Source organism: Actomonas aquatica (assembly GCF_019679435.2).
GTDB lineage: Bacteria > Verrucomicrobiota > Verrucomicrobiia > Opitutales > Opitutaceae > Actomonas > Actomonas aquatica.
On sequence record NZ_CP139781.1, the window covers coordinates 4,628,898 to 4,653,934 of the forward strand.

Below are 25,037 nucleotides of genomic sequence, written 5' to 3' on the forward strand. Positions count from 1 at the left end.
TGCCATGGCCGCGATTGATCGACTTCTGAAACTCATGCTCGAACAGGGCGGTTCCGACCTGCACCTCAATGTGGGGCTGCCGCCGAAGGCCCGCATCTCGGGCAACCTCGTCGCGTTGGAGGACGAGGTGGTGACCGCAGAACAGATGGAGGCGTGGCTGAGCGAGATTTGTCCGCCGCACCGCTGGGCGGAGTTTGTGGAACACAAGGATCTCGATCTGGCGCACGAGATTCCGGGCGTGGCGCGTTTCCGCGGTAACTACCTCTACAACCACTGGGGGCAGGCGGGCATTTTTCGTCAGATTCCGTCGAAGATCCTGTCGTTTACCGATCTCAATCTGCCGGAGGTGCTCAAGAAATTCTGCCACATGAGCGAAGGCCTTGTGGTGGTGACCGGGCCGACCGGTAGTGGTAAATCCACTACGCTGGCGGCGATGATTGACTACATTAATGACAACCTCGCGCGGCACATCATCACGATCGAGGATCCGATCGAGTTTGTGCATCCGAACAAGAAGTCGGTCATCGTGCATCGCGAAGTGGGCGAGCACACCCAGACCTTTGCCGATGCGCTGAAGGGCGCGATGCGCCACGACCCCGACATCCTGTTGCTTGGTGAGATGCGCGAGTTGGAGACGATCAAACTCGCGCTGGGCTGCGCCTCGATGGGCATGCTGGTGTTTGGCACGCTGCACACCAACAACGCGCCGAAGACGGTGGACCGCATCATCAACACCTTTCCGGCGGAGGAGCAGAACCAGGTGCGGGTGATGTTGGCCGGCTGTTTGTCCGGGGTGGTGGCTCAGCTGCTGTGCAAGAAACAGCCCAAGGGCCGCGTGGCGGTGCACGAGATCCTGCTGCGGCACGAAGCGCTGCCGAACACGATTCGCAGCGGGCAGATCGCGAACATTCGCGCCATCATTGAGAGCGGCAAGCAGGACGGCATGACCACGATGGACTGGAGCCTGATGGATCGCGTGAAGGACGGATCGATCACCGCCAAGGAGGCGTTCATGAAGTCGTCGAACAAAGGCACGTTCCAGCACCTGCTCAAACCTGGCGACCTCGACGGGGAGCATTGAGAAGACGGTGCGGCTATCGCGGCCGTGAATTAGTTGTGCGATTGGCTCGCGTTTTGCCTGTGACTTACCCCAACCCCATTTCCCATGCATGAATCCCTGCCCAGTGGAGTGAGTTTTTTGCAGCGCCTGGATGGTGCCGGCCATACCAGAGAGGCGGCGTGGCGGATGCTCTACGAGCGCTACTGGGACTTCATCCTCTCAGCGGCCTTTCGCCGTGGGCTGGACCGGGAGCGGGCCGAAGGCGTGCTGCAGGAAACGCTCACCCGCTTGCTCACCAAGTTGCCGGAGGTGCGGAAAACCTACCCGGCCAAGGGAAAGTTTCGCAGCTACGTCTACGGTTTGGCGCGGCACGTGACGCTGGAGGAAGTCCGCCGGGCCGGCCTCGAAAAACGCCGCCAGCTTTCGCTCGACGCTCCCTTGCGCGACGGAGAGGGGGGCGATCAATCGAAACTTATCGAGCACTGGGAAGCCGGCGATGTGCGGGAGGAGATCAAGCAGGCGGAGGAAAGCGCTTTTGCGGAAGGCCTGTTACGGCGCGCCCTTGCCGAGGTGAAAGTGAAGGTCGAGCCCGCGACCTGGCGCGTTTTTGAGGATTATGTGGTGGAGGGAATGCCCGCTCCGCAGGTGGCGCAGTTACATGGTCGCCAAGTGAATGCGGTCTACCAGATCAAGAAGCGGCTGGAGAGTCAGATCACCCGTGAAGTCGAGCGGCTGCGGTCTGAGCTCGATGAATGAAACTATTCCATCCCCGCGTAAGAACCGGCCGGCAACACGCAGTAGATCCAGATGAATTCTCCCTCCGACTCGTCCCTTAATCTCACTCTGACCGATTTGCCGGTGCCCTCCAGCCAGGTGGAAGACCGCCTGGCCTTGATTGCCCGGATCCTCGATGCCGTGGGTCGGGAGCTCACTGAGCCCTGTCTCGTTCACGACACCGAAATGGGGCCGGTGGTGGTGTCGCTGGATGCAGCGCGAGTGATCGGGCGTTCGGTGCGGGCCGATTATCCGGGACCGACATGCGCCGACCTGAGTCTTTCGGGCCGACACTGCCGGGTGGAGCCCACCCCCGACGGTATGTTGCTGGAAGATCTGCAATCCACCAACGGCACGTGGATTGACACCCGGCGGGTGGAGACCCGGCTGCTGCGTGCCGGCGATCTCGTGCGTATCGGCCGGCAACGTTTCGTCTATTTCGACCCGCAATAAAACATTTTCCGCCGCGTAAGAACCCCGCCTCCTTTATCAGTAGCTTTCCGAACCACCCTTTAAAAAATGAAACGATCCCTCTCCCTTCTGCTCGCCTGCTGCGCCCTGTCCCTTTCCACCTTGGTCGCCCAGCCGGTCATGCCGACCGAAAGCGCCGCTCCCGCCCTGCCGGGCCAGTGGCAATCGGTGCCGGTCTCCGAACGTTTGATGGCGGTGCGCGCCGCTCAACTCGACGCCATGCGGCTGTTGGCCGAATCGGTTTACGGCACCGAACTCGGCGAAGGTTCGGCGGTGATCGACTTCGTGGGGGCAGCCAGCGAAGTGCGGGCGGAGACGGACGCGGCCTTGCGCGGCGTCATTCTCGGTGAACCTGTTTTCTTTGCGGACGGTCGCGTGGGCGTGCCCGCCTCGATCAAGTTGCGCGAAGTGGTGCAGCGTCTGCGCCTGACCTTCAGCCGGCCCAAGATGGCCAACCGACTGCACACCCATCACGTCAAGATTCTGGACTCGGTCGACGAAGAGGCGCTGGAGCGCAAGGTCGAGGTGCTCGGCAGCGCGGCGCTGGAAGGCTCCGCCGGCCAATCCAAGTTGCTGGCCAAGCGCGCTGCGGAAGTGGATGCCTACCGTCGTTTGGCGGAGCGCATTCTTGGCACCGAAGTCAGCAGTGACACCAAGATCGCCGATTTTGCGGTCGAATCCGACCGCATCTGCTCCCGCCTCGCCCGCATCATTCGTGGTGCGGAATACGTTTCCATCCAGTTCCTTTCCGACGAAGAGGCGACGGTCGACCTGCGGGTGGCCTACGCCGACATCGATCGGATGCTCCGCGACGAAATTGCGCAGGGACAGCCGATTCGCCCGCTGACCCGCAAGCAGGCGGGCGAGTTTCTGGTCGAGCGCGGTCGTGGTGCCGCTAGCGCCGCCGTGCCGCCTCCGGCGATCACGGCTGGTGCCGATCCCTTTGCCGATGTGCATGAAATCGTCACCGCGGTGAGCGAGACCGAGGTCGTCATCGACGGCTGAGTCGGTCGAACACCGCCCGCCGCAGCGGCCGGTCAGTCGCTGCGTTTATCCCCTCCCATCCGGTCGTCGCGACGCAACGTGGCGCCGACCGCAGGCCGGAGGTGTGTCCGGATGACAGCACCTTCGTTTCCCGACTCCTCTTCACCTACCCGCACTTCACTTCTCCTACTTCCGATGAACTCTGCCTCTTTTTCTGAACCAAACCTTTCCCGACCGACGAACTCGCACCGCTCCCGATTTCGCGCCGCACGCCGGGTCCTGCAGTCCGCCGCCACCCTCGCTGTGCTTTCACTCTTTTCCGGCTGTCTCGAAATCAGCGAGTCCACCACGGTGCACCGAGACGGCAGCGGCCGCATGCAGGTGGCGGTGGCCGGTGACGGCGCCGTGGTGACCTTGGAACGGCTGGGTTCGTTGGATCCCGTTCTGGACGGACCGAATCTTGAACGCCGCCGTCTGATGCACGAAGGCATGCCGGTGCGTTTGGAGTCGGTGAGCTTCCGTAATCTGGGTGAGACCTACAACAACATCGGTCGGTATTCGCTGCGGACGGAGAGTGGAGTGACCAAACTGAGCAAACACATCGCGGGGGCGGATCGACCCGATCCTGATATGGACGGCGTGCAAATTGCGCTCGCGGGCCGTTCCTACCACTTGGAGTTCAACGTGCCGGGCCGGGTCCTGTCCGCCGATAAGGTGCGAGTGTGGGGCCAGGATTATTACCCCGATCGGAATGGACGGACGGTCACCTGGATCGTGCCGATGGCCGATCTGCTGCTGCACACCAACGCCGGTTACGCGGTCGATTTCCAGGTGCGCTATGATTGAGGCGTGGCGGCGAGACTTTCCGGAATTGAGCCGGTCGGACGCGAGTCCGGCCGGTTTTTTTATGGCTCAAACTGGAAGCGACAGAACCCGCCGACGTCCCAGGCTCAGGGACGCCAAATCTCAATCCGGCCTGCGCTGAACGTGAGCAGCTGGGTGCGGGGGCCGCTCTCGTCTTCATCGTTGATGAGCGTCAATTCGATGGGGAAGCCGGCGGGCACAAAGATGGTGGCCACCTGGTCACCGACCCGAAAGGGTTGCGAGGTGACGTGCTCCGTTTCGCGGGTGTCCCGCCAATGAAAGCGGGTGGAGGCGGGCAGTTGGCGGGCATCGACGATGATCGCACCAGCAAGACGCAGGTCGGCACGGGACTGCAGCGTGTCGTGCACGTGGCGGTAGAGTCCCCATAAGTCTTCTGGCAGCCGGGTGACGGGTGCAGCAGGTTCCGAGAAGTCGGCCAGAGCAGCGGAATCGTAGGTGCTCACCTGGATCTGACGGGCGAGTGCGGCGCTGGCGCCCTCATTTTGCTCTGGCCAGAACAGGACACCAAGCGCGAGGGCACCGGCGGCGAGCAAGCCGCCTCCGGCGAGAACCGGAAGGGAGAGCGAACGCTTGGTGACGGAGGCAGTGGCCGAGCCTTGGCGCAGCGCGGAGAGGGCGGACGCCATCGCCCCGGCATCGGGAAACCGCTGGCTGGGATCCTTGTGCAGGGCTTTGTTCACCAGCGCATCGAAGCGCGGCGGCACCCGCGGATTGGCTTGTGATGGCGGCTTCGGCAACGCGCGACGGATCGACTCGATGGCGGACATCATATTGCCGTCGAGCGGGTAGGGATACTGATCGGTGAGCAGTTGGTAGAAGATGGTGCCGAGGGCGTGAACGTCGGCTGCGGCCGTCAGCTCCGGGATGCGTTCGAGGTAGGTCTGCTCCGGCGCCATGAAGCGAAGGGTGCCCGAAATGTGGTCCGGCGGATTGCGCCGCAGTTCCTCCTGCGTGGCGGCGAGGCCGAAGTCGAGCAGGCGAGGCTCGCCGTGGCGGTCGATGAGAAAGTTGGCCGGTTTAAGGTCGAGATGGAGGATGCCGTCGCGGTGTATGCTGGCGACGATTCGGCAGAGTTTGTGGAACAGGTCGATGCGTTCCTCGAGGTCCATGGCCTCGCCTTGCACGTGTTCGGTGAGCGTCTGCCCGTGCAGCAGGGGCATGACGTAGTAGGGAACCCGATCGATTTCGCCGGTCTCAAGGATGGGGACGACGGCCTGTTGGTCGAGGCGGGCGGCGAGGGCGACTTCCTCGCGCATGCGTTGGTGGGCCTCGGGCGAGGCCAGGTCGATGCCGCGCGGAAATTTAAGCACGACCTGGCGCTGTGGCGCCGTGTCCTCAGCGCGGTAAATGATGGAAAGGCGGGTCTCGGCCAGCACGCCGAGGATACGGTATTTGCCGATTTGTGACGGCACGTCGGCGGGCGGCGGCGGTTGGTCGAACACGCCGGTGTCCTGCGAATCGAGACTCGCGTAGCGGTCGCCGGAGGACTGGCCGGAGGACGCGGAAGCTGATCCCGAGCTGGCGGTGTTGCCGGTCGGGATATCCGGCAACGTCGGCGGCTCGACCGGATCTTCGTCGGACGGCGGCAAGTTCGGGGGAGAAGGATCCGCAGGAGGCATCAGCGCTCGGAAAGCTCGGACATTTTCGCCGCCATGAGCTCCTTGAGCACATCAATGCGGCAGCCGAAATTGATCATGGCTTTGACGTATTCCTCACCGGCGAGACCGGCGAAATGAATGCCGACGACTTCACCTTTTGTATTGAACAAAGGACTACCGCTCGCGCCTCCAAAGGAGGGAATGTTGTGGCGAATGAGGGTGTTGCCCGAGGGGCCGGCGTCGGAGTAGTCGCCGTCGCTGACGGCCACCACGATGCCGGATTGCATCGAGGCGATCGGAGAATCGTAGTTCACGTTGCCGCCCTTTCCGGCCGCCGGGAATCCGAGGTAGGCGAGCTTTTCGCCGGAGTCCAACTGACGTAGGGTGGTGTCGTCGGCCAAGGGAAAGAACTTGGGCGCCTCGGTTTCAACGAGGAGCAGGCCGACGTCCATGTTGCCATCGCGTTCGTATTCGGAGTGGTAAACGGCTGACACGATTTTGAGCGACACGCCCTTGGTGCGGTTGGGCAGAATCACGGCGCCGCGGCCTGCGGCCAGAGCTTCGCTGATGGGTTTGGCGACGTGGGCGTTGGTGGCGTAGACGTTGGGGGCGATGGCCCAGGCGGTGCCGCGGCCCATGCCTTTTTCGCTCTTCCAAGCGGCCAGACCGACTGCGGTGGAGTAGGCTTTGGCGACCATGGCGAGAGCGGTGTCGGGGTCGGGATCCACGGGGCGTTCGGCTGGTTTGTTTTGCACTAACGCCGGTGGCGGTTCGGGCAGATCGATGACCTCGTATTTGCGGTTTTCGATGATGGCCGTGGCAAGCTCGCGGTATTCCGGGGTGTCGGGCGCGATGACGATGTCGGATGCGGACACAACGCTGTGGAAAGCTTGTTCCGCCGGTCGGTAGCGTTCCGGGGTGTTCTCCCATTCGCCGAAGAGGCGGCGCAGGCGGTAGGCGCGATTGAAGTCGTCCTTCACAATGGTGGGAGACTGGTAGCGCAGGCGCACGAGGTTGTCGGCGAGGGTGACGGAGCCGGAGAGCAGGCGACCTTTGTCCTCGAGTGCGACCTCAATGAATTCGCGGAATTCGTCGGAGTCGTAGAAGAGGTGAATGATCTGAATCGCGCCGCGATCGGCGCGATCGTTCCAGTCGGCGACAATCTGAGGGATGGCTTTGCTTTGGCCGATGCGTCGCGCGACCTCCGAGCAGGCGGTGATCATGGCGACGCGTTCCTGCGGATTACTCAGCGAGGTCTGGTAGTTGAGTGGCAGGGCGAGGTTGGTCTCGGTGTGGGTGTCGAGAATCTCGCCTTCGAAGGAAACGGAGACGTCGTATTCGCCGTTGCGTTGCTGCAGGTCGACGATGGCGGTGCCGACGACCAAGTAGTGCACATCCGGATCCATCTTGGAAAGGTTGCGGGCGTTGAGCTTAAACTTTTCGATGTTTTCGGGTTGGCCGGTGAGTTCCTCGTGTTGTTCGCGCAGCCATTGGGGGGAGACGATGCGAAAGCGGTATTCGGAAAAAAGCTGCCCGAGCGCCGAGGTCAGCGCGTCTGCCAGAGCCTGCTCGTCCGAGGCATTGAGGGTGGTTCCCTGCGGGGCGCGGGGAACGAGGGCGAAGGCGATCTGGGGTTCGTCGAGTTGGCGGGAGGCGCGGACGGCCAGAGTGCCGACGAAGTGATCGCGCAGGGCGACCTCATCGAGGGTGAAGTTGACGGTGAGAACGATATCGTCGCCTTCCCGCGAGGTGCTGATCAGGCGGCGGTTGCGGAAGTAGGTGTCGTAGTCGGAGAGCACGTCATCGCGGTCGGCATCGCTGCCGTTGAGGTCGAGGCGGGAGAGCGCTTGGCGGAGGGCGCGGTCGGCGGCGTCCCGCATCGCGGCGGTCTCGGTTTCGCCGCGGCCGCGAACGCCCTGAATATCGATGGCCAGCAGCGGCGGCAGGTAGAACAGGCAGAGCAGGGTGGTGAGCAGAGAGAGGCGAGGGAAGCGGCGGGACCGAAGCATGGCGCGGGACGGGGGATGAGGATTCCGAAGGGAGGGCGGGTAAAGCGGGACCGGATCGAACGGGTCAGGCCTGAAGCTGACGGCGGAGTTGATTGATCTTGAGGGTGAGTTGACGGTGGTTGGTCTCAACCGTATTCAGTGCGCGGCGCTCCTGCTGCAGGCGGCTTTGGGCGGCGGCGAGGTTGGCCTCGGCCTGCTTGTAGTTGGCGTCGGCTTCGGTGATGACTTTGGCCACCTGGTAGATTTCCTTGGCATTCGCCAAGGCGTAGAGGGCGGCGATGACGGCGACGCCACCGCTGATATCCTTGGCCTCTTGGGAGAAGCGTCCGGTGCGATCGAGGGCGACCGAGCCGCCGACCGCTCCAGCGGCGATACAGGCGACGGCCATTTTATGATCGAGCAGGTAGCTGTTGACCTGCACCTCGTAGTTGCGGAGGGCGCGGGTCTGTCGGGTGATGGCCTGTTCGAGCTCGGTGACGTTGTTGCGCTGTTGATTGAGGCGGGAGACGAGTTGGTAGCGTTGGCCGTCGAGTTCGGTGAGCTGGGACAGGGCGAGTTGGCGGCGCACCGCGGCTTGGTCGGCAGCGGGTTTGGCGGGGGCGGAAACGGCGGCGCTGGAGGAATCGGTGCGGCCGAGGGACTGGTGCTTGGATTTGGCGTCGCAACCCACGAAGGTGAGGAGGGCGGCGGCGAGGAGGGAGTAGCGAAGAAGTTGAGACATCATGGTAGGAGCAGGTTCGTCCGTTACTGTGTCTCAGTTGCCGATTCTTACGGGTTGATGTTCAAAAAGCTTTCTCCACCCCTCCGAGACGTCCCGCGTCAGCACCACCAATGCTTCCATCAAGTGGGGACGGAGGCTGGCTTTGGGGTGGTCGGGGAGTTTGGGGAACCCGGAGCCGATCAGCACCGGGGTGTCGGTGTCGCCCGTGCGCGAGAGTTTCATTTTTAATACGAACGCCCAGTCACTGGACCCGCCGGCGGCCGCCTTGCCCAGGAGTTTGGTCACGGTTTTCACCTCGCAGTGCAACCATTGGTCAGGCTCCGGAATCGCAATGGGGATGAAGACGTTACCGGATTCGTGGCGCGGGAGTCGGTGGGACGGGTCTTTGATCGTGCTTACTTCCAACCCGTAACCGCGCACGTGCAGGGTGCGTTGGAGCTCGGGGTCGATGGTTCCGGGCCCCGACGGAATGACCAGCTCGGACCGGGACCAGAAGCATTCCAAAGCGCTCCGAAGCAATCGTCGCACTTCGGCGGTATCGCCATAGACGCGGGAATCACCCTCCTCGGTGTCTAAGATAGTTACGTCGGTGAGGCGGAGCCCATAGGTTACATCCATACTGCTGGATCGACTGGCGTGGTCGAGACTCTCGAGCAGTCGCCGCTGATGATATTCGGCGAACTCGTCGCCATCATATAACGACGACAGTTGGTTTATCACGGTGGCTTTGGTCTCAGCCGCCGAAAGATCGACCTGCTGATCGAAGCGCATATCCAGCCACGCCGGTTGCGAATAGATCAGCGAGTAGGTTTGGGAAGATATTATAACCAGCGGGAGGGGAACAAAGAGCCGATAGGTGGAGAATCCGTTGGGATAATACTGTCGGGTGACAACGACTTCGTTCGCGTCGAAGGATACGGCGGCCAATGCGGCGGATTTCGCCTGCCAAGCTTCTCCCAAGGGGGCATCGGGTTCGATGACTTCCAAAAGGGGCAGATTCGGATTGGCTCCCGTGCTGCGAAGAAACCGCAATGCGGATGCTTCCAGGGCCGAACGGGCCTGTGCCGAGGAAAGCATTTCGACCAGTGCCTGCGTGGTCGGGTCCCGGTCCGTCGCGGGCAGCGAGGTCAGGGTGCGGCCGAACCCAAAAAAATGCACCCGGACTTGGGCGCAAAGCGGCAGGCAGGATACGACGAAGATCGCTGCAAGCCTGCCAAGCCGGGCCCACCGCACCCGCGATACCGAAGCGGAAAACGCGCCGGTGTTAGCCTGCTGCATCGCTCAGGTGCCTTCTTTGCGCGACTTGGTTCGTTCCTCGCGCTCTTTGGCCGCCCGTTTGATGGTTTCCTGCAGTGAGGCCGAGGATTCTCTCGCCTCCTCGTAGCCCGTATCGGTGGCGGCGGTTTTACGGGGACCGCTGGAGGTGCCGGTTGTATTGCAGCCGGTCAGGACCGCAATTGAGGACAGGCTCAATGCCAGCAAGGCGACGCGATGGAGGGTAGGGGAACGCTTTTTCATTAGGATTCGGCAGATTCAACGTCGTCAGCGGGGGCCTCGTCTTCGGCCATCAATTGGAGAATGAGGTCGGCCTCGATTGCTTTCTTTTTCTCTTCGTCGAGCTCCAGGAAGAAGGCGTAGATTTGCTCGTCCGCCGCTTTGCCTTGTTTAAGTTCCTGCTCGATCGTCGATTCCATCTTTTGGATGGTTTCGGCAATATCGGTATTACGGGTGACGACCACCGGAGACATCTCGGCGATAGTGGCCATAATTTCTTCGGCCTCGGTGCTGAAGTTTTCCAAGTAGACGATGTCCAAGCGGGTTTCCTCGAACTTTTGGTCCAGGCTGGCAAAGGCGGCTTGCTGAAGCTTTGCGCCGATAGCGCCCACCATAATTCCGCCGCCGGATGAGAGTTTTTCAGTGAGTTTTTCCTGACCGTAAACGAGCGCCAGTTTCAAACCGGTAAACAGGATCATTTGCGCCGCCGCCTTGGTTTTTAGCTCGGAAACCATCTTATTGATTTGTTCCGCCGAGGCCTCATCGATGGCGTTGGCGACGCGGTATTTGTTTTCAATCACGGTGAGAGAAGCGTCGCCCCGGGCCAAGAAAGCGCAGAATTCCTCGTGATTTGACATCGCGGCCTCATACAAAGCGTCATGTTGTTCCAGCAGCTCGTATAGCGCCTCTTTGGAAGCGGCAGCGTTTTCGTCGGCCAAAAGCACCGCTTGGTGAAGCTCTGGAATCGATACACTGTCATCCTCCAGATCGGCGTTCGCCATGGTTTTACTGACAAACTCCTGCTGTTGAATCGCGTCCAGATCCTTGCGCTCCATCAACGACTCGAGTCCGACATTCAAAGCCACATAGACTTGATTTTGGGCGTTGATGGCCGTGGTGAGTTCCCCCACGCCTTGGCCGAGCAGCTTGCGAATCTCGACTGAGCGGGCTCGCAGCTCTTTGTTGGTTTCCAGAAGCTCCTTGTAGCCATTTTTCAACTCTTTGATGGAAAGGAGCTTTGGCGGCTCAGTGCCATCCGGGGCACCCGATTCGGCGGTGGTGGAATCTGTTACCGACGTTTCGTCGTCGGCATCCGGTGTCTGGGCAGCGGTCGCGGCGGCATCTGATCGGGCTTTGGTGGTTTCTTCGGTTGCGTCCTTTTTTTTGCCGAAGGGCAGTTTGGGGAGCTTGTCGAAGAGTTGGGCGGAAGCGGGCTGGGCCGCGAGGAGGAGGGTAAGAACGAGAATACGAAGGATCATGTTAGTCGAAGGGTTGAACACCCCTTGCTGACGGAGGTGGTGCGCTTCTTACGTTGTAACTTATAGCGGCCAGTAAATTTTTTGTTATGCAACTGGATGGAGATGGTCCAGAAAAAGGCCCCGGGCATTAGCTTCGAATTCGTGACTTTTTGCGTAAGAAGTGGTCGCTCGGTGACATTCTAGACCATGCAAGCCTTCAAATTTCGCTTTCTATCGTTGCTCTGGGTCCGGTCCTTTTTGCTCTTCGCGGTGGTGATGGGGGCAGGGGGAAGGGTGATGGCGGAGCGCCTGCAAGTTACGGGCCAAGCTCCCGGAGACCTGCCCACCGCTCGTAATGCGGCTTTGGCGGATGCTTTGCGGGCGGCGGTCGAGCGTGGTGCCGGTGTGGAGCTGCTCAGTCGCAGCGCGAGCCGTAACATGGTGTTGGAGGCCGATGAAATCCTGACGGAGTCGTTTGGCTTCGTGCGCAGTTACGAGGTGCTGAGTTCGGGGCTGGGAGCCGACGGCGTGTATCGCGTGGAAATTGCGGCGGAGGTGGAGCCGGGAGAGATTGGGCGCGGTGATGCGCTGGCTTTGCGAAATCTGGTCCGGCTGAAGGGCTCGCCGCGGCTGGCCCTTGTGGTGACGGAGACCTTGGCCGAGGTATCGCCGGATCAGCACCCGGTCCGCGATTGGTTGGAGATGACCGCCCGCGAGCTCCAACTCAATGTGGTGGCGGTGGAGGTGCTGCGGGAGCAGGAGGCCAAGGTGGCGATGCGCGATGAGTTGCTTGATCCCACCCAACCCAGTCCGTTGCGGCAGCGTCTCGCCCAAGAGGCGGATTATGTGTTGGAGGTGGCGCTCGACGTCCGGCACGTGGAGCAGGGCAGCTTTGGCGGTAATCTGCCGCACCATCGCTTCGTGGTGAACGGAGTAGCGCGTATTTATCAGCCGGATACGGGAAAACTGCTGGCGACGGCGCCGTTGGGCGGCACGGGCAACGCGCGCAGCTATCAGAAGGATATCGCCGCGGCTGCGACCGACGCCGCGACCAAGGCGATGGCTGGCGACCGCACCGCTCAGGAGGGTGGGGTCTGGCCGGCGATGCGCGGGTTGTTATCCCAGTGGGCGGCCGATTTGGACCTGGGCCAATTGGTCCGAATCGAACTACCGTCCTTGGACAGCGCATCCGTGGATCAAGTGTTGGCGGTTTTGGACCAGCAAGACTCCGTGGGAGGGGTGTGGCTCCGGCAAGTGGACAGTGCGGCCGGCGTAACCATCGATGTGGAATCCAAACAAACGGCCTATGACGTCGCGCGCTTGGTGGAGCAGGCCGGACCGTCTCTGCGCACCGATTTGGTTTCGGCGCATTATGTTCGTCTGGTGGCTGGGTCTCCTAAGGTCGCCGATCGCAGTCTGTTGATCGGCGGTGCTGCGGCGCTCGTGCTGCTTGGACTGGTCGTGCTGATCTGGGCCAGTCGCAGACGGTCGGCCTGACGGCGTCAAATCACGACCGCAATGTGGCGAATCCTCAGTTGCCGCACTCAGCGGGCGGGGTCGGGGGCGAGTTCGCCGGCGGTGAGGTCGTCTTTGGCGCGGGCGAGGGCGCCGAGCAGAGTCGGCGGGTAGGCAATCACATCGACGCCAGTCGAGAAATGGCAGCGCGGTGGCTCCTTGGGTGGGGTGAGGCCGGCGGCGGTGAAGAGGTCGTTGTGTTGGATCTCGATCGTGGCCTCCTGCAGCGGCCACGGCGGGTGGTGGACTTCGGCGCGCACGATTTCGCCGCGGCCGTTGCGGGTGTAGAGGCAGTAGCGCTCGGTGGCCCAGTGTTCGAAGGAGCCGGGGTCGGCGATGAAGCTGTCGCCGGTGGCGCGGAAGATGCCGCTGAAACGGACGCGGCCGCCGAGGCGGGTGCTGTGAAAGGCGAAGCCTTGGGAGGTCTCGAAAAAGTCGATGCGGGCGTGGTGGTAGGGCAGATGAAAGCGCAGGCGACCGCCGAGCACGATGGGCCAGCTCTGGGCGTCGAGGCTGAAGAACCATACGCCCGGTTTTCCGTCGGTCTCGACGTAGGTGCGCAGGTTCAGCTCGGGGAAGGAGGGCATGACCGGGAGCCAGGGGAGGCCGCGGCGGCGCACGTTGCCGAGTTGAAAGGGCACGACGGCGACCCACGGCGAGCCGTCAAATTCCTGCAGGCGCAGGCCTTCGGGGATGAGAGGGCGCAGTTCATCGCGGGGCACCCGGTAGTGCGCGAAAGCCAGGTCGGACCACGTTTGGCTCCAGGCCCAGGGCACTTCGGGCAGAGGCCAGGGGCGGTGGTCGGCGTGTTGCAGAACAGGCAGCATGGCGGAGGGAGAGTCCGGTGTTAGTAGGGACGTTTGGAGGGGGCAATCTCTGTCGCAACCGCGGGTCTAGGATTATGGTCAAATCGCCGGCAAGTGGGGCGGATTCTTGACGACGGCGAGTTGGCGTGGGTTGGTGGGGAGGACCATCCGTTTGCAATGCCTGCTGCCGAACCTGACGCCTTGACCTCGACTGAATGCCTGCGCCGCGGTGGGCGGGCGTGGGCGAGTTGGTGGGGGACGGCGGTGTTGGTGTTGGCGGTGGTGCTGAGTGGCGGCTGTGTCGCGCCGATGGCGGGCCCGCCGGAAGAGGTGGTTTACGCGTCGGCGGAGGAGAAGGCGCAGGCGCAGGTGGAGATTTTGGAAGAGGCGTGGGAGCTGGTGAACGATCGGTTTTACGATCCGGCTTACAATGGCGCCGACTGGCCGAGTGCCTTGCATCGGTATGTCGAGGCGGCGGCGACGGCGGAGGATACGGCGGCCTTGTATGACGTGATCAACGACATGTTGGATGAGCTGGAGGATGCGCACACCGTGGCGATGAGTCCGGCCGAAGCTTGGGAAGATTACGTGGCGGAGCGGGCGTTTGTGGGCGTGAACCTGGAGCGGGTGGAGGACCGTTGGGTGGTTTCGGAGCTGCGGCCGGGGAGCTCGGCGGAGGAGGTGGGCGTCGAAGTGGGCTGGATCGCGGTGGCGCGAGATGGCGAGGTGCTGACGGAGGACGGCATCACCTTCACCAGCGAGCCGGGCGAGCGCTACGTGTGGACCTTTCTGGATGCTTTGGATGTGGAGCGGGAGGTGGTGCTCGAGGCGCGCACCCTGTCGGACCGCATGCCGCCGGTGGAGCGGCGCTCAGCGGAAGGTTGGGTTTACCTGCGCTTCGATGAATTTGAACGCGACTACGACGCTTGGCTGCAGGAGCGCTTGATGGTGCATCGCGACGCGCCGGGAGTGGTGTTGGATTTGCGCAGCAACAGCGGGGGCGACGTGAGTTCGTTGGAACGGGTGATCAACCAGTTCTTCGACGAGCGCAAAGCGTATGGGGCGTTTGTTTCGCGCAAAGGGAAGCGGCGGGATGAAAAATCGGCGTGGCGCAGCGGGGCGGATTACGGCGGTGAAGTGGTGATTTTGATCGGTCCGGGATCGGCCAGCTCGGCGGAAATTCTGGCGGCGACGATGCAGCATTACGGTCGGGCGACGCTTATCGGGCGACCCACGGCTGGGGTGGTGGTGGCGAGCCAATACCATCGGTTGCGCGATGGCGGACAGTTGCAGCTCGGCACCTACGATTTTCAAACGCTGGACGGCACGCGGTTGGAAGGTAATGGCGTGCACCCAGATGTGGACGTGGAACGCACGCTGGTGGATCTCCGTGAAGGGCGAGATCCGGACCTCGGACGGGCAGTGGAGTGGTTGCGAGCGAAGACTGCGCTGGCGCGGTCGAACCTCTGAGCGGGTGGGCGCGGAAGCCCCGCACGAGCACTCTGTGTGACCTCTAAAGAGGGACCTCCCCCGGAGAAGCGGGTTGCTTTCATCCTAGTTCCTAATCACCGGAGCCCGAAACGACCCCGGGGGAGATTGTCGAAATATGGTAAGAATTGCGCTTTCGTCCACCCCGGTTTGACGAACGAGCCGACTTTCTTGACTAAAGGCAGCCGACTTGCGGAAGGGGCGGTCGACTTGGCCCGAAGAGGTCAGCCCGAATGGGCAGGAGGATGAACTCGAGTCATGAAAACCAGGGAGAGACAGCCCCTAGGGCAGCAATTGGGTAAGACCGGCGGCTTCGAGGCGTTGCTTGAGGTCGGAGACGCGGCGGCGACTGGCGGAGAGCGGGGGCAGCGGGTCGTCGAATTGGAACTGCACACTCTCGCCCTCGCCACGCACGATGGCGCGCACATGTGCGAGGTTGATCAGAGTTTGCCGGTGAATGCGCACAAAGAAGGCGGTGGGCAGGCAGGCTTCCCAGGATTTGAGGGTGCGCAGGGTCATGAGTTTCTGGGCGTCGGCCAGCTGCAGCTCGGTGTAGTTTTCGTTGCTGGTGACGGAGACGATGCTTTGCACGGGCACAAAACGGGTGGCATCGCTGGTTTTCACCAGCACCCGGTCGTCCGGGAGCAAAGGCATGGCGGCGGCGGCGGTCGTGTCGTCTGCGGCGGAGGTTGGGGCGGCGAGCACGCGTTGCAGGGACGAGGCGAGCCGGGCGCTGGTGACGGGTTTGAGCAGGTAGTCGAGGGCGTTCACCTCGAAGGCACGCACGGCGTAGCGATCGTAGGCGGTGACAAACACGATGTGGGCGTGCGGCGGAATGCGATCCAGCAGGTCGAAGCCGCTGCCGCCGCGCAGTTGGATGTCGAGAAAGACGAGGTCGAAGGGGGTGTCGGCCAGCAGGGCGCGGGCGGCGTTGAGGGTGCCGGCTTCGCCCACGATTTCGATTTGCGGATGAGTCTTGAGGAGGCGGCGCAGCTCCAGCCGAGCCAGGGGCTCGTCGTCGATGAGCAGAGTGCGAAGGGAGTCGGACATGCGGGCGGGATGCGTGATGCGAGATGCGGGCGGCGGGATACGGGATACGGGATGCGGGATGCGGGATGCGGGCGGCGGGCGGCGGGATACGGGATGCGGGAGGGGATCAGGGGGTGGGGTGGCAGGGCAGGGTGACGGTGATGATGACGTGACCGTCGGCTTCGTGGTGCGTGACGGTGGCGACGTCGCCGTAGTGGCGGGCGAGACGTTGGCGCAGGTTTTGCAGGCCGATGCGGGTGGAGTCGCTGAAGGGGTTCTCGCTGGGCTCGACCCAATGACCGGTGTTGGAGACCTCGCAGTGCAGCTCGGTATCGGTTCTACGAATACGCAGGGCGACTTCGAGCAGCGCTTCGGAGGTGCGGCCGCCGTATTTGATGGCGTTTTCCAGCAATGGGAGGAGGAGGTTTTGGGGTAGCAGGCAGGCGGAGGCGGCCGGGTCGATGTCGAGTTGCACCTGCAGGCCGTCCTGCCAGCGGACCTCTTCGATCTCGAGGTAGTTGCGCGCCATCTCGACCTCGTCGTCGACGCTCACCATCTCGTCGCTGCCACGGTTGAGCGTGCGGCGGCAAAACTCGGCGAGTTTGGTCACCATCTCGCTGGCCGACTCGGGGGCGCTGTGCACGAGGGCGCGGATGGAGTTGAGGGAGTTGAAGAGGAAGTGGGGGTTGAGCTGGTAGCGCAGCAGTTCGAGGCGGGCGGTCTCGGCGGCGAGGCGGGCGGCGAGGGTTTCGTCGTGTTCGAGGCGGTGGAGGCGTTCGAGGGCCTGGGCTTTGTTGGCGAGCTCGGCGGTGCGCTCGGCGACGATGACTTCGAGGGCGGCGCGTTGGTGGACGAGGCGGCGGGTGCGCCAGCGCACGATGAGGTAGACGGCGAGGGCGGCGGCGAGGACGTAGAGCGTCTTGGCGGTGGGGGTGAGCCACCATGGGGCGAGCACGTCAAACTCGAAGCGGGTGGGCTCGCTCCAGCGGTGGTCGGCGGTGCGGCCGCGCGCCTCAAAGGTGTAGGTGCCGGGCGGGAGGTTGGTGAAGGTGCGTTCGCCGGAGTTGTTGACCTCTTCAACGCCGCCGACGAAGCCGATCAGGCTGGAGGTGTGCAGGCGGTCCTCCTCGCCGGCGAGGGCGGGGGTGCCGAAGTGGAAGCGCAGGGAATTGTCGTCGGGCGCGATGCGCAGGCGGCCGTTGAAGCGGTGATCGGCGAGTTGTTTGCCGTTGGTGGTGACGACGCTGTGGAGCAGGGTGTGGCCGGCGGTGAGGGGTGTTGACGGGGAGGGGGACAATTTGTCGACGTTGACGCGCAGCAGGCCGTTGCGGCCGCAGATCCAGAGGATCTCTTCGCCGTCGACGAGTTCGGCGGAGAGCGAATCGAGGGCGCCGATTTCGCTGAGGTCGGGCAAGGGAATGGGCGTGAATACGCCGTCGCGGGAGCGGCCGATCTGGTGGGCTTCGTTGCGAGCTGAGCGTGACTCCTCGCGGGGGCGTGCCTCCACCCAGACGCCGCCGCGGGGGGAGGGGCAGATGTAGTAGGCGACGGAGCGGCCGTCGACAAAGCGGGCGCCGTAGCGAGGCTCCGGCACGAACTGATCGGTGGCGGCGTCGTGCCGGAAAAACCCTTCGCCGGTCATGAACAGGGGCGTGCCGTCGATGCGTCGCACGGTGGTGCGGTCGCGGTAGGTGGGGAGGCCGTTGTGCTCGTTGTAGTGGATCGGCGTGGGGTCGGGCAGCGGGGCGGTGGGATCGCTGGGGCGTTCGATCTGGCTGTAGGGCAGGCGCCACAGGCCGTCGTTGTTGGAGCCGATCCAGAGGTCGCCGGAGGGGTCTTCGGCCAAGCCGCCAAACTCCCCGCGCGGCTCGGGCACGGGATGGTCCTGTTCCCAGGAATCGCCGTCGCGGCGCCAGATGAAGAGGCCGGTGAGATGCAGACCAAAGAGGCGGTCGGGAAAGCGGGAGTGAACGAGCAGGTTGCGGATGTTGCTCGGGCTGCGGATGGCTTCGATCTGGTCGCCCTGCACCCACCAGATGCGTTGGAGGCCGCCGAGGATCACGCCGTCGTCCAGCGGGAAGAGGAGGTTGAGGTTGTCCTCCACCGTGACCCACGGCTGCAGTTGCGGGTTGTCGACGAGGCCCTCGCCGGGGCGCAGCACGAGGGGGCCCTGGTTGGTGGCGAGCACGGTTTCGCCATTGATGCGGGCAACGCTCTCCACGCCGTTGGCGCCGACTCCACTGGCGCGACCGTAGCGGGTGATGCCCGGGGAAAAATCGAGTCGGGAGAGGCCGTTTTCGGTGCACACCCAGACAATATTGGCGGGCATGACGCGGATGTTGATGACGGTGCTGCTGGGCAGGACGTTGGATTCGTCGAGGAGGAGGAGCGGATTGAGGTCGGCGTCGGTGACGAGCAGGCCGCGGCCGAGGGTGCCCCAGAGCAGTCGGCCATCATCGAGGCGAGCGAGCGCCATGAGGCGGGACTGGCGGATGTAGTCGGCGACGGGAGACGAAACGAAGCGGGAGCTCTGCAGATCGGTGCGCAACACCCCGTGGCGGGTGGCGGCGCCCCACCAACCGCCGCGCCCGTCGGGCACGAGATCGGAGATGAGGGTCTCCTCTTCCGGGTCGGGCTGCCACGGCACGGTTTCCCAACCGCCGTCGGGGGTGGGCATCTGCCACCCCTCCGTGCGGCAGAGGATGAGCCGATCCCCGAAGGGCACGGCGAGGCAGATGAATTTCTCGTGCATGTCCCAGCGCAGCAGGGACCGTCCGTCCCAACGCAGCAGGTATTGGTCGGACTGAAAATAGACGCCTTCGGGCAGGGCGTGGATGGTGCGGATATCGCCGATTTGGGTGAGGTCGGCCGGCAGTTGATCGCGCAGGGAGTGAAAGCGCAGGCGTCCGTCGGGGCCGGGGCGAATCTCGCCAAACTCGTTGACGCCGCCGACCCAGATGCGGTCCTGCGCATCGATGGCGAGTCCGCGCACAAAGGCGGCGCCGGGCACGGGGATTTTGCGCCAGTTGATCCCGTCGAACTCGAGCACCTCGCCGTGCGCGCCAAAATAGAGCAAGCCATCGGAGGTGCGGCCGGCGTCCCAGATCTGGTTGTGACCGTCGTATTCAGATGGCAAATACTTGCGGGCGGCGGGGAAGCCGCGTTCCTCCAGCGCGACGGCGGGAGCCGTCTCTGATTGGGCCATGCTCCCGCCGGCGCCGAGTAGGAGCAGACCGACCACGCAGAAGAGGCGTTGGAGGAGGAGGCGAAGGGACATCGGGAAGCGGGAAAAGCAGTCGGAGCGGAGGTGTGGCGACAGTGTTTTGCAGGCGGACGATCGTCACGTCTTTAGATGCGACGCGCGCCGCGGGTAAAACCCGGGCGCGCTGAAAGATCGAAGAGCGTGATGGGAAAAGGGGGTCAGGAAAGCGGCGAGAGGTGGAAGCCAGCGGAGCAGGGCCCGTGATCGCTGGCGGCGAGGATATGGCCGGAGGCGTTGATGGCGGTGGCGGTGGAGAGGTGGAGGGTGAGTGTGGGGGAGAGCAGATCCTGCAACAGTTGCACGCCGTGAGAGGGCGTCCAACGGGCGGCGGTAAGACGGCCGGATTCGTCGCGCACGTGGCCGATGACGAGATGGGTGCCGTGAGCGGCGGTGGCGTGAAAACCCAGCTCAAAGGGGCAACCGAGATCGACGAGGCGGCCCTCGATCCAGAGGGCGGCGCATTCGAGGCCACCGGTGGTGCGCACGGCGCCGAAGACGATGCCGTCTGGCGTGATACCGTGGCCGATGGAGGCGCACTCGGCGGGGGTTTCGAGCGGCTCGAACGCGTGGTCGATCCACACCCAGGCGCGTTGGCTGGTGTGGTGGGGCGAGAGGCCCTCCACGTTAACGAGCACGGTGCCGGCGTCGTTGATAGCGACGGCGTCGGTCATGCCGCCGCTGGGGGCATTGAGAAAGCGTGGGCGACCGGCGGGACCGATGATGAAGGCGCGGGAGATGAGCAGGGGCTCGACCGGCAGGAGGGTTTTGCCGACGACCACGCCATGAGCGTTGACGCCTTGGGCGACACTGACGGAGCCGGGCCAGTAGGTTTCGCCAAACTCTCCCAGGTGGGAAGCCCAGGCGCGCCGATGGGAGGCCGGGCTGCCGATGGCGCCGGCGATGTGGCCTTGGGAGCTGAGGGCGTGGTGGGGCCAACCGTTTTCGGTCGGGATGGTCTGTAGGACCGGCTCACCTTCGAGGGGGTGCAGGATGCCGGTGGCGGCCCAGGAGCCGGCCTCGAAACGGGGCGGACGCACGAGGTTGCCGATGATGTCGCCGCGATCGTTGAGGGCGGTGGGGCGATAACCGTGGTCGAGCGGCGGCGTGTAAATGGGACGGACGGCGTAAGCGGGCGGCGGAGGTGCGGGGGGCGGCCGGTCCGGAAGGTCCGACGAAGCAAACGGAGCTTGGGTATTGAGCATCAACGGGCGCATGGCAGGCGGGGGACGACGACGGGAAAATCGGGTCAAAACCGGTGGTAGCGAAGGTCTGATTGACCAGCGGCGGGCAGCGCTTGACGAGTGGCGCGGTGGATCGCGGAGGGGGGAGGCCAATTTGAAGACAACACCCTAAAGGCGGCGAAGGCTGTGCCGAAGGGAAGGGGACCTTTGTCCGCCCGTTTGCCGCGAGCATCGGCCTGCCGATGAGCGTCTCGTTTCCCCCTTCTTGCTGAATCCCCGGATACTTATGCAGCCTACCCAAACCCTCAAGATAGCCATTGTTGATGATTCCATGTTCATGCGCCGCATGGTGCGATCGGCGGTGAAGGAGTGTTTTCCCGCGGCTGAGTTGCTGGAGTATGGCGATGGCCAGGCGGCGATTGAGCAGCTGCCGGCAGAGTCGCCGGACCTGATCCTGTTGGATTTGCTGATGCCGCGGCTCAATGGGCAAGACACGCTGGCGCAGCTGCGGGCGCTGGGCGTGAAGTCGCCGATCATTGTCGTCACGGCCGATGTGCAGCAAAGCGTGCGCGACCGGGTGCGAGAGCTAGGGGCGCAGGGCTTCATTCAAAAACCCATCACCTACGAAAAGCTGAAGACGGTGCTCGGGGAGGTCATGTCTTCATGAGTGGCGAACTCAAAACCGACGAGGTGGTCCTGGATGCCCTGCGCGAGCTGGTGAACATCGGCATGGGGCGGGCGGCGGCCTCGATTTCCGAGATCACGGCGCGGCCGATCGGGGTCGATGTGCCGGTGGTGGAGGTGCTCGAGTCGTTTGCCGGGCAACACCTGCCGGACTTGGACCAGAAGGTGGCGGTGCGCGTGACGATGCCGTTTGTCGGCGACATTCGCGGCCATGGTTTGCTGGTGCTGAGCGAAGGCGGCGCGGGGCGTTTGGTGGAACTGCTGATGGGCCACCGTCGGCTCGGGAATGTCTTCGATGAGGACGAACAGTCGGCGCTCTTGGAAGTCGGCAACATCACGCTCAACTGCGTCATCGGTCTGTTGCTCAACGAACTGCACGGTGAGGTGGAATATCAGATTCCGCAGCTGCACCTGCGCGGGTTCGACGAGACGGTGGATCTCATCTCTGATCTGCAAAATGGCGACGTGGGGGGCATGTTGATTCGCGCCGGTCTGCGGGTGGAGTCCGAAGGAATCTGTGGTTACCTCATGATGCTGATGCAGGAGGGGGATCTTGAAACCTTGCTGACCCAGGTCAGCCGTATCGCTGCCTGAGATCGATGAGTGCCCCCGACGAATTTGCCGCGTTTGATACCAACCCTTCGCTCGATGCGTTGCCGCATGGTTTTGTGCGGGTGGATGAGGCCAGTCGGATCGTCGATTGGAACCAACGCATGGAGCAGTGGACGCGTAAGGCGCGGTCCGAAGTGGAAGGTCGCACGCTCGATGAAGTGTTTCCGGAGCACCCGCGCATTCTCGCGGTGATCGGCAATGTGCGCGAGTGGCGCCAGCCGCAGGTGCTATCGCAGGCTTTCCATCATTACTTTCTGCCCATCGCGCTGCCGCCGCAGCACATCAGCGGTTTTCAAATGATGCAGCAGGAGGTGCACCTGAAGCCGCTGCGACGTCCGCAAGGGCACGTGGCGATCACGGTGTTTGACGTGACGGCGGAGGTGGTAGGCCAGGCGCACGCGCGACAACTGCGGGTGGAGCTGGAGTCGGCGCGCACGGCGTTGGCGGAGCGAGTGGAGGAACTCGATGCGTCGCTGCGCGAGGTGCGCACGCTGCGCTCCGCGCTCGATGAGCACGGGCAGGTGATCAAGTTCGATTGCGCGGGTCGGGTGACGTTTGCCAATGACAAGGTCATGGCCATCACGGGTCGCCGCAAAGAGGAGGTGGTCGGCCGTCCCTTCAGCCAGGTGTTGGGAGGGTTTCACGATGAGGCGTTTTTTGAGCGCGTGCGTGATCAGCTCGACGCGGGTCAGGTGTGGCGAGGCGACATCAAGTTTGCCACGGCGCACGGTCGACCGGCGTGGAAAAACATGACCATCGTGCCCTTCCCGGGCGTGGATGGCACGCCGGAGCAGTTTGTGGCGATCGGTCACGACATCACCGAGCATGTGGAGGCGGAGGAGGCGGTGACGGCATCGCTGGCCGAGAAGGAAATCCTGCTCAAGGAAGTGCACCACCGGGTGAAGAACAACATGCAGATCATCTCGAGCATGTTGCAGTTGCAGAGCGGTTATTTGGAGGACCCGCAGTTTAAGGCGGTCTTCAACAACTGCCGCAGCCGGGTGCTCTCGATGGCGATGGTGCACGAGAAACTTTACCAGAGTCGCAGCCTCGCCTCGGTCGACTTCGGGCGTCACGTCGAGGACCTGTCGAGGATGTTGGCGCGGTCCTTTAGTGCGGAGCACCAACGGGTGGAGCTGAAACTGGAGGTGGAGAGTCAGATGCTCGACATCGACACCGCCATCCCAGTGGGGCTGATGCTCAATGAACTGGTCACCAACGCGGTGAAGTATGGACGTCAGGCAGACGGGAACAGTCTGGTGCGCGTCGAGTTCCGGGCGGTGGAGGACGGCGAGTTGTTGCTGGCGGTGGAGGACAGTGGTCCCGGGCTGCCGGCAGGGTTTGATTTCGCCGGCGCCAAATCGCTTGGCTTGAAGATGATCAACATCCTCGCGCGCCAGGTGCGGGCGCGGCTGCACCTGCGACCCGGTCCGGGGGCGCGCATGGAGATCCGTTTCAAAGCGCCGAAGCTCAAGGTGTCGCTACCCGAAGGAGTCGGCGGTGCGGAGGCTGCGTCCGGCACCGAGGCGGTTGCGGAACGCGTGGCCTGAGTGGCGGGGCGTGTTTAGGCGGGGGGCGGCGCTTCGGGCGGAGTCTTCGCGTGGCGTTTTTGCACCAACGCGTTCACGGTGCTGAGCAGCACCTTGCCGGAAAACGGTTTGGCCAGTGAGCTGGTGGGCTGAGCTTGGCGGGGGCCTTGCCACCGTTCGTGGGCGTTGGGGTGACCACTGATGGCCAGCACCGGCAGGTCGGGGGCGATGCGACGCAGCACGTTGACCAGGATGTCTCCGGTCATGTGCGGCATGTGAATATCGGTGATGACCAGGGAGATGTGCCGGGGGTTGAAGTTGATGATGGAAAGTGCCTCCACGCCGTCGGCCGCCAGCAGCACCTCGTAGCCACGGGACCCGAGCGTCTCGCGGATAACATCGCGCACGGAGGCTTCGTCGTCGACGACCAGCACGCGGGTGCCGGGCGGAGCCGAGGTCGGCGGTGGGGACGGGGATTCGGCCGGCGGCTTGGCCTGAGGCAGGGTGGGCAGATTGACGTGGAAGCGGGTGCCTGCCCCGGGTTGGCTTTCCACCTCGATGAAACCGCCATGTGCGGTGATGAGGCTGCGCACGGTCGAGAGCCCGAGGCCGGTGCCGCGATCGCTGGGTTTGGTGGTGAAGAACGGGGTCCACATCTGCTCCAGTTGGGCGGGGGTCATGCCGATCCCGGTATCCGCAATGGTGATACGGAGCCATTGCGCGCGGTTGACGGCGACGGGCGTATGGGGCGGGGGCTCCTGGAGCAGGAAGGTCTCGACGGAAAAGGTGAGGTTGCCGCCTTCCGGCATCGCATCGCGGGCGTTGATCGCGAGGTTGAGCAGGAGTTGGTGCAGCTGGCTGGGGTCGGCCTGCACGGCGGGCAGTCCCGGCGGGCAGTTGCACACGAGATTGATCGTGCGGGGGAAGGTTTCCTCCACGACCAACATGAGCTCGCGGAGGATGAGGCGGATTTCGACCGGACCGCGGCTCTCGTCGTGCGCCTGAGCGAACTGCAAAATCTGGCGCACGATGCGTGCGCCGCGTTCGGCCGAGCCTTGGAGCACCTGGATGAGACGGCGGTGGGATTCCTCCTGGGCCAGAGGCTCAAGGAGGGAGCCGGCGATGAGGATGGGCGAGAGAATGTTGTTGAGATCGTGGGCGATGCCGGCGGCGAGCAGGCCGAGGTTTTCCAAGCGTTGGGCCTCCACGATCTGGGTTTCGCGCAGGCGACGCATGGTGATGTCGATGATCACGCCCGACCAGGTGTCGTCGCTCTGGCCGGGGGTCTCGCGAATCTCAACCCAGAGGGGCATGGCATTTTCGGCAATCAGCTCCAGCTCGACGGGTAGGTCAGACTCGCCACGGCTGGAATTCGTAACGAGGTCCTCCCAGTGGGCGAGGCTGGCGGCACTGGCGCGGAACCAGTCCTCCAAGTTCCGGCCGATGGCGTTTGCCGGGGCACAACCCAGGAAGCGCTCACACGCGCCGCCCACTCGGAGCAGCCGTCCCGTGGCGTCGCGCTCGTAGAGTAGGGCGGGGCTGTCGGGCCAGGATGCGTTGGTCAGCGTGGAGGGGGAGTCACTCATACGCAGGGCCGGGATCTTCGCCGATTCGAAGGTGCGGGGCAAGGTAAAGCTAAATGGCAAGCGATTGGCAAACAATGTGATGCGAAACGACCGAGTTTGGGGGGGGGCTAT

General features: G+C 63.6%; 21 protein-coding genes. 10 read left to right on the forward strand and 11 right to left on the reverse strand.

The features are described 5' to 3' along the window. The first annotated feature begins 4 nt into the window (after positions 1-4). The 5 genes from K1X11_RS17735 (at position 5) to K1X11_RS17755 (ending at position 4,135) form a co-directional block, all read left to right on the forward strand. On the forward strand, positions 5-1,081 hold the full coding sequence (locus tag K1X11_RS17735; RefSeq protein ID WP_221030494.1) for a type IV pilus twitching motility protein PilT: 1,077 nt from the start codon (positions 5-7) through the stop codon (positions 1,079-1,081). Positions 1,082-1,165: 84 nt separating this feature from the next. Then, entirely contained in the window at positions 1,166-1,816 is a 651-nt protein-coding gene (locus K1X11_RS17740; RefSeq protein ID WP_221030495.1) for an RNA polymerase sigma factor, read from the forward strand. A gap of 51 nt (positions 1,817-1,867) precedes the next feature. Next, the gene (locus tag K1X11_RS17745) at positions 1,868-2,287 is read left to right on the forward strand and encodes an FHA domain-containing protein (protein ID WP_221030496.1); all 420 of its coding nucleotides are present in this window, start codon (positions 1,868-1,870) and stop codon (positions 2,285-2,287) included. Between the two features lie 66 nt (positions 2,288-2,353). Beyond that, on the forward strand, positions 2,354-3,310 hold the full coding sequence (locus tag K1X11_RS17750; RefSeq protein ID WP_221030497.1) for a hypothetical protein: 957 nt from the start codon (positions 2,354-2,356) through the stop codon (positions 3,308-3,310). 282 nt (positions 3,311-3,592) lie between these two features. Then, the gene (locus tag K1X11_RS17755) at positions 3,593-4,135 is read left to right on the forward strand and encodes a hypothetical protein (RefSeq protein ID WP_221030498.1); all 543 of its coding nucleotides are present in this window, start codon (positions 3,593-3,595) and stop codon (positions 4,133-4,135) included. A gap of 104 nt (positions 4,136-4,239) precedes the next feature. On the opposite strand, the gene K1X11_RS17760 is transcribed toward K1X11_RS17755, so the two are convergent. The 6 genes from K1X11_RS17760 to K1X11_RS17785 form a co-directional block, all read right to left on the reverse strand. Beyond that, the gene (locus tag K1X11_RS17760; protein WP_221030499.1) at positions 4,240-5,763 is read right to left on the reverse strand and encodes a serine/threonine protein kinase; all 1,524 of its coding nucleotides are present in this window, start codon (positions 5,761-5,763) and stop codon (positions 4,240-4,242) included. Between the two features lie 29 nt (positions 5,764-5,792). Beyond that, positions 5,793-7,781 carry a trypsin-like serine peptidase gene (locus tag K1X11_RS17765; protein ID WP_221030500.1) on the reverse strand — a complete coding sequence of 663 codons (1,989 nt, stop codon included), beginning with the start codon at positions 7,779-7,781 and terminating at the stop codon, positions 5,793-5,795. A 64-nt stretch (positions 7,782-7,845) separates the two neighbouring features. Continuing rightward, a complete protein-coding gene (locus tag K1X11_RS17770) occupies positions 7,846-8,505 on the reverse strand; it encodes a hypothetical protein (RefSeq protein ID WP_221030501.1) in 660 nt (219 codons plus the stop codon). Positions 8,506-8,535: 30 nt separating this feature from the next. After that, positions 8,536-9,780 (reverse strand): hypothetical protein, encoded by a 1,245-nt coding sequence (locus tag K1X11_RS17775; RefSeq protein ID WP_221030502.1) that lies wholly within the window; start codon positions 9,778-9,780, stop codon positions 8,536-8,538. Positions 9,781-9,783: 3 nt separating this feature from the next. Further along, positions 9,784-10,020: a hypothetical protein gene (locus tag K1X11_RS17780; RefSeq protein WP_221030503.1), complete on the reverse strand. Its 237-nt coding sequence runs from the start codon at positions 10,018-10,020 to the stop codon at positions 9,784-9,786. Beyond that, a complete protein-coding gene (locus K1X11_RS17785) occupies positions 10,020-11,255 on the reverse strand; it encodes a hypothetical protein (protein ID WP_221030504.1) in 1,236 nt (411 codons plus the stop codon). Before K1X11_RS17785 ends, K1X11_RS17780 begins: the two co-directional genes overlap by 1 nt. A 186-nt stretch (positions 11,256-11,441) precedes the next feature. Between K1X11_RS17785 and K1X11_RS17790 the strand changes: the two genes are divergently transcribed. Next, complete coding sequence (locus tag K1X11_RS17790; RefSeq protein WP_221030505.1) at positions 11,442-12,731, forward strand: hypothetical protein; 1,290 nt, start codon at positions 11,442-11,444, stop codon at positions 12,729-12,731. A gap of 47 nt (positions 12,732-12,778) precedes the next feature. Here the strand turns inward: K1X11_RS17790 and K1X11_RS17795 are convergent, their stop codons facing one another. Then, complete coding sequence (locus K1X11_RS17795; protein WP_221030506.1) at positions 12,779-13,576, reverse strand: YqjF family protein; 798 nt, start codon at positions 13,574-13,576, stop codon at positions 12,779-12,781. A 180-nt stretch (positions 13,577-13,756) separates the two neighbouring features. Between K1X11_RS17795 and K1X11_RS17800 the strand changes: the two genes are divergently transcribed. After that, positions 13,757-15,025 carry a S41 family peptidase gene (locus tag K1X11_RS17800; RefSeq protein WP_221030507.1) on the forward strand — a complete coding sequence of 423 codons (1,269 nt, stop codon included), beginning with the start codon at positions 13,757-13,759 and terminating at the stop codon, positions 15,023-15,025. 300 nt (positions 15,026-15,325) lie between these two features. On the opposite strand, the gene K1X11_RS17805 is transcribed toward K1X11_RS17800, so the two are convergent. From K1X11_RS17805 to K1X11_RS17815, 3 genes are all read right to left on the reverse strand, one after another. Continuing rightward, positions 15,326-16,093, reverse strand: a complete 768-nt coding sequence (locus K1X11_RS17805; protein ID WP_221030508.1) for a LytR/AlgR family response regulator transcription factor — start codon at positions 16,091-16,093, stop codon at positions 15,326-15,328. Positions 16,094-16,199: 106 nt separating this feature from the next. After that, complete coding sequence (locus tag K1X11_RS17810) at positions 16,200-19,349, reverse strand: sensor histidine kinase (RefSeq protein WP_221030509.1); 3,150 nt, start codon at positions 19,347-19,349, stop codon at positions 16,200-16,202. Between the two features lie 143 nt (positions 19,350-19,492). Continuing rightward, positions 19,493-20,548, reverse strand: coding sequence for a hypothetical protein (locus K1X11_RS17815; protein WP_221030510.1), 1,056 nt, complete (start codon positions 20,546-20,548; stop codon positions 19,493-19,495). Positions 20,549-20,801: 253 nt separating this feature from the next. Here K1X11_RS17815 and K1X11_RS17820 point away from each other — a divergent pair, with 253 nt between their 5' ends. The 3 genes from K1X11_RS17820 to K1X11_RS17830 are packed head-to-tail and all read left to right on the forward strand — an operon-like array spanning position 20,802 to position 23,361. Further along, positions 20,802-21,182 (forward strand): response regulator, encoded by a 381-nt coding sequence (locus K1X11_RS17820; RefSeq protein ID WP_221030511.1) that lies wholly within the window; start codon positions 20,802-20,804, stop codon positions 21,180-21,182. Further along, complete coding sequence (locus K1X11_RS17825; RefSeq protein ID WP_221030512.1) at positions 21,179-21,793, forward strand: chemotaxis protein CheC; 615 nt, start codon at positions 21,179-21,181, stop codon at positions 21,791-21,793. Before K1X11_RS17820 ends, K1X11_RS17825 begins: the two co-directional genes overlap by 4 nt. 5 nt (positions 21,794-21,798) lie before the next feature. Then, positions 21,799-23,361, forward strand: coding sequence for a histidine kinase dimerization/phosphoacceptor domain -containing protein (locus K1X11_RS17830; protein WP_221030513.1), 1,563 nt, complete (start codon positions 21,799-21,801; stop codon positions 23,359-23,361). A gap of 14 nt (positions 23,362-23,375) precedes the next feature. On the opposite strand, the gene K1X11_RS17835 is transcribed toward K1X11_RS17830, so the two are convergent. After that, the gene (locus tag K1X11_RS17835; RefSeq protein ID WP_221030514.1) at positions 23,376-24,968 is read right to left on the reverse strand and encodes a hybrid sensor histidine kinase/response regulator; all 1,593 of its coding nucleotides are present in this window, start codon (positions 24,966-24,968) and stop codon (positions 23,376-23,378) included. Positions 24,969-25,037: the final 69 nt, after the last annotated feature.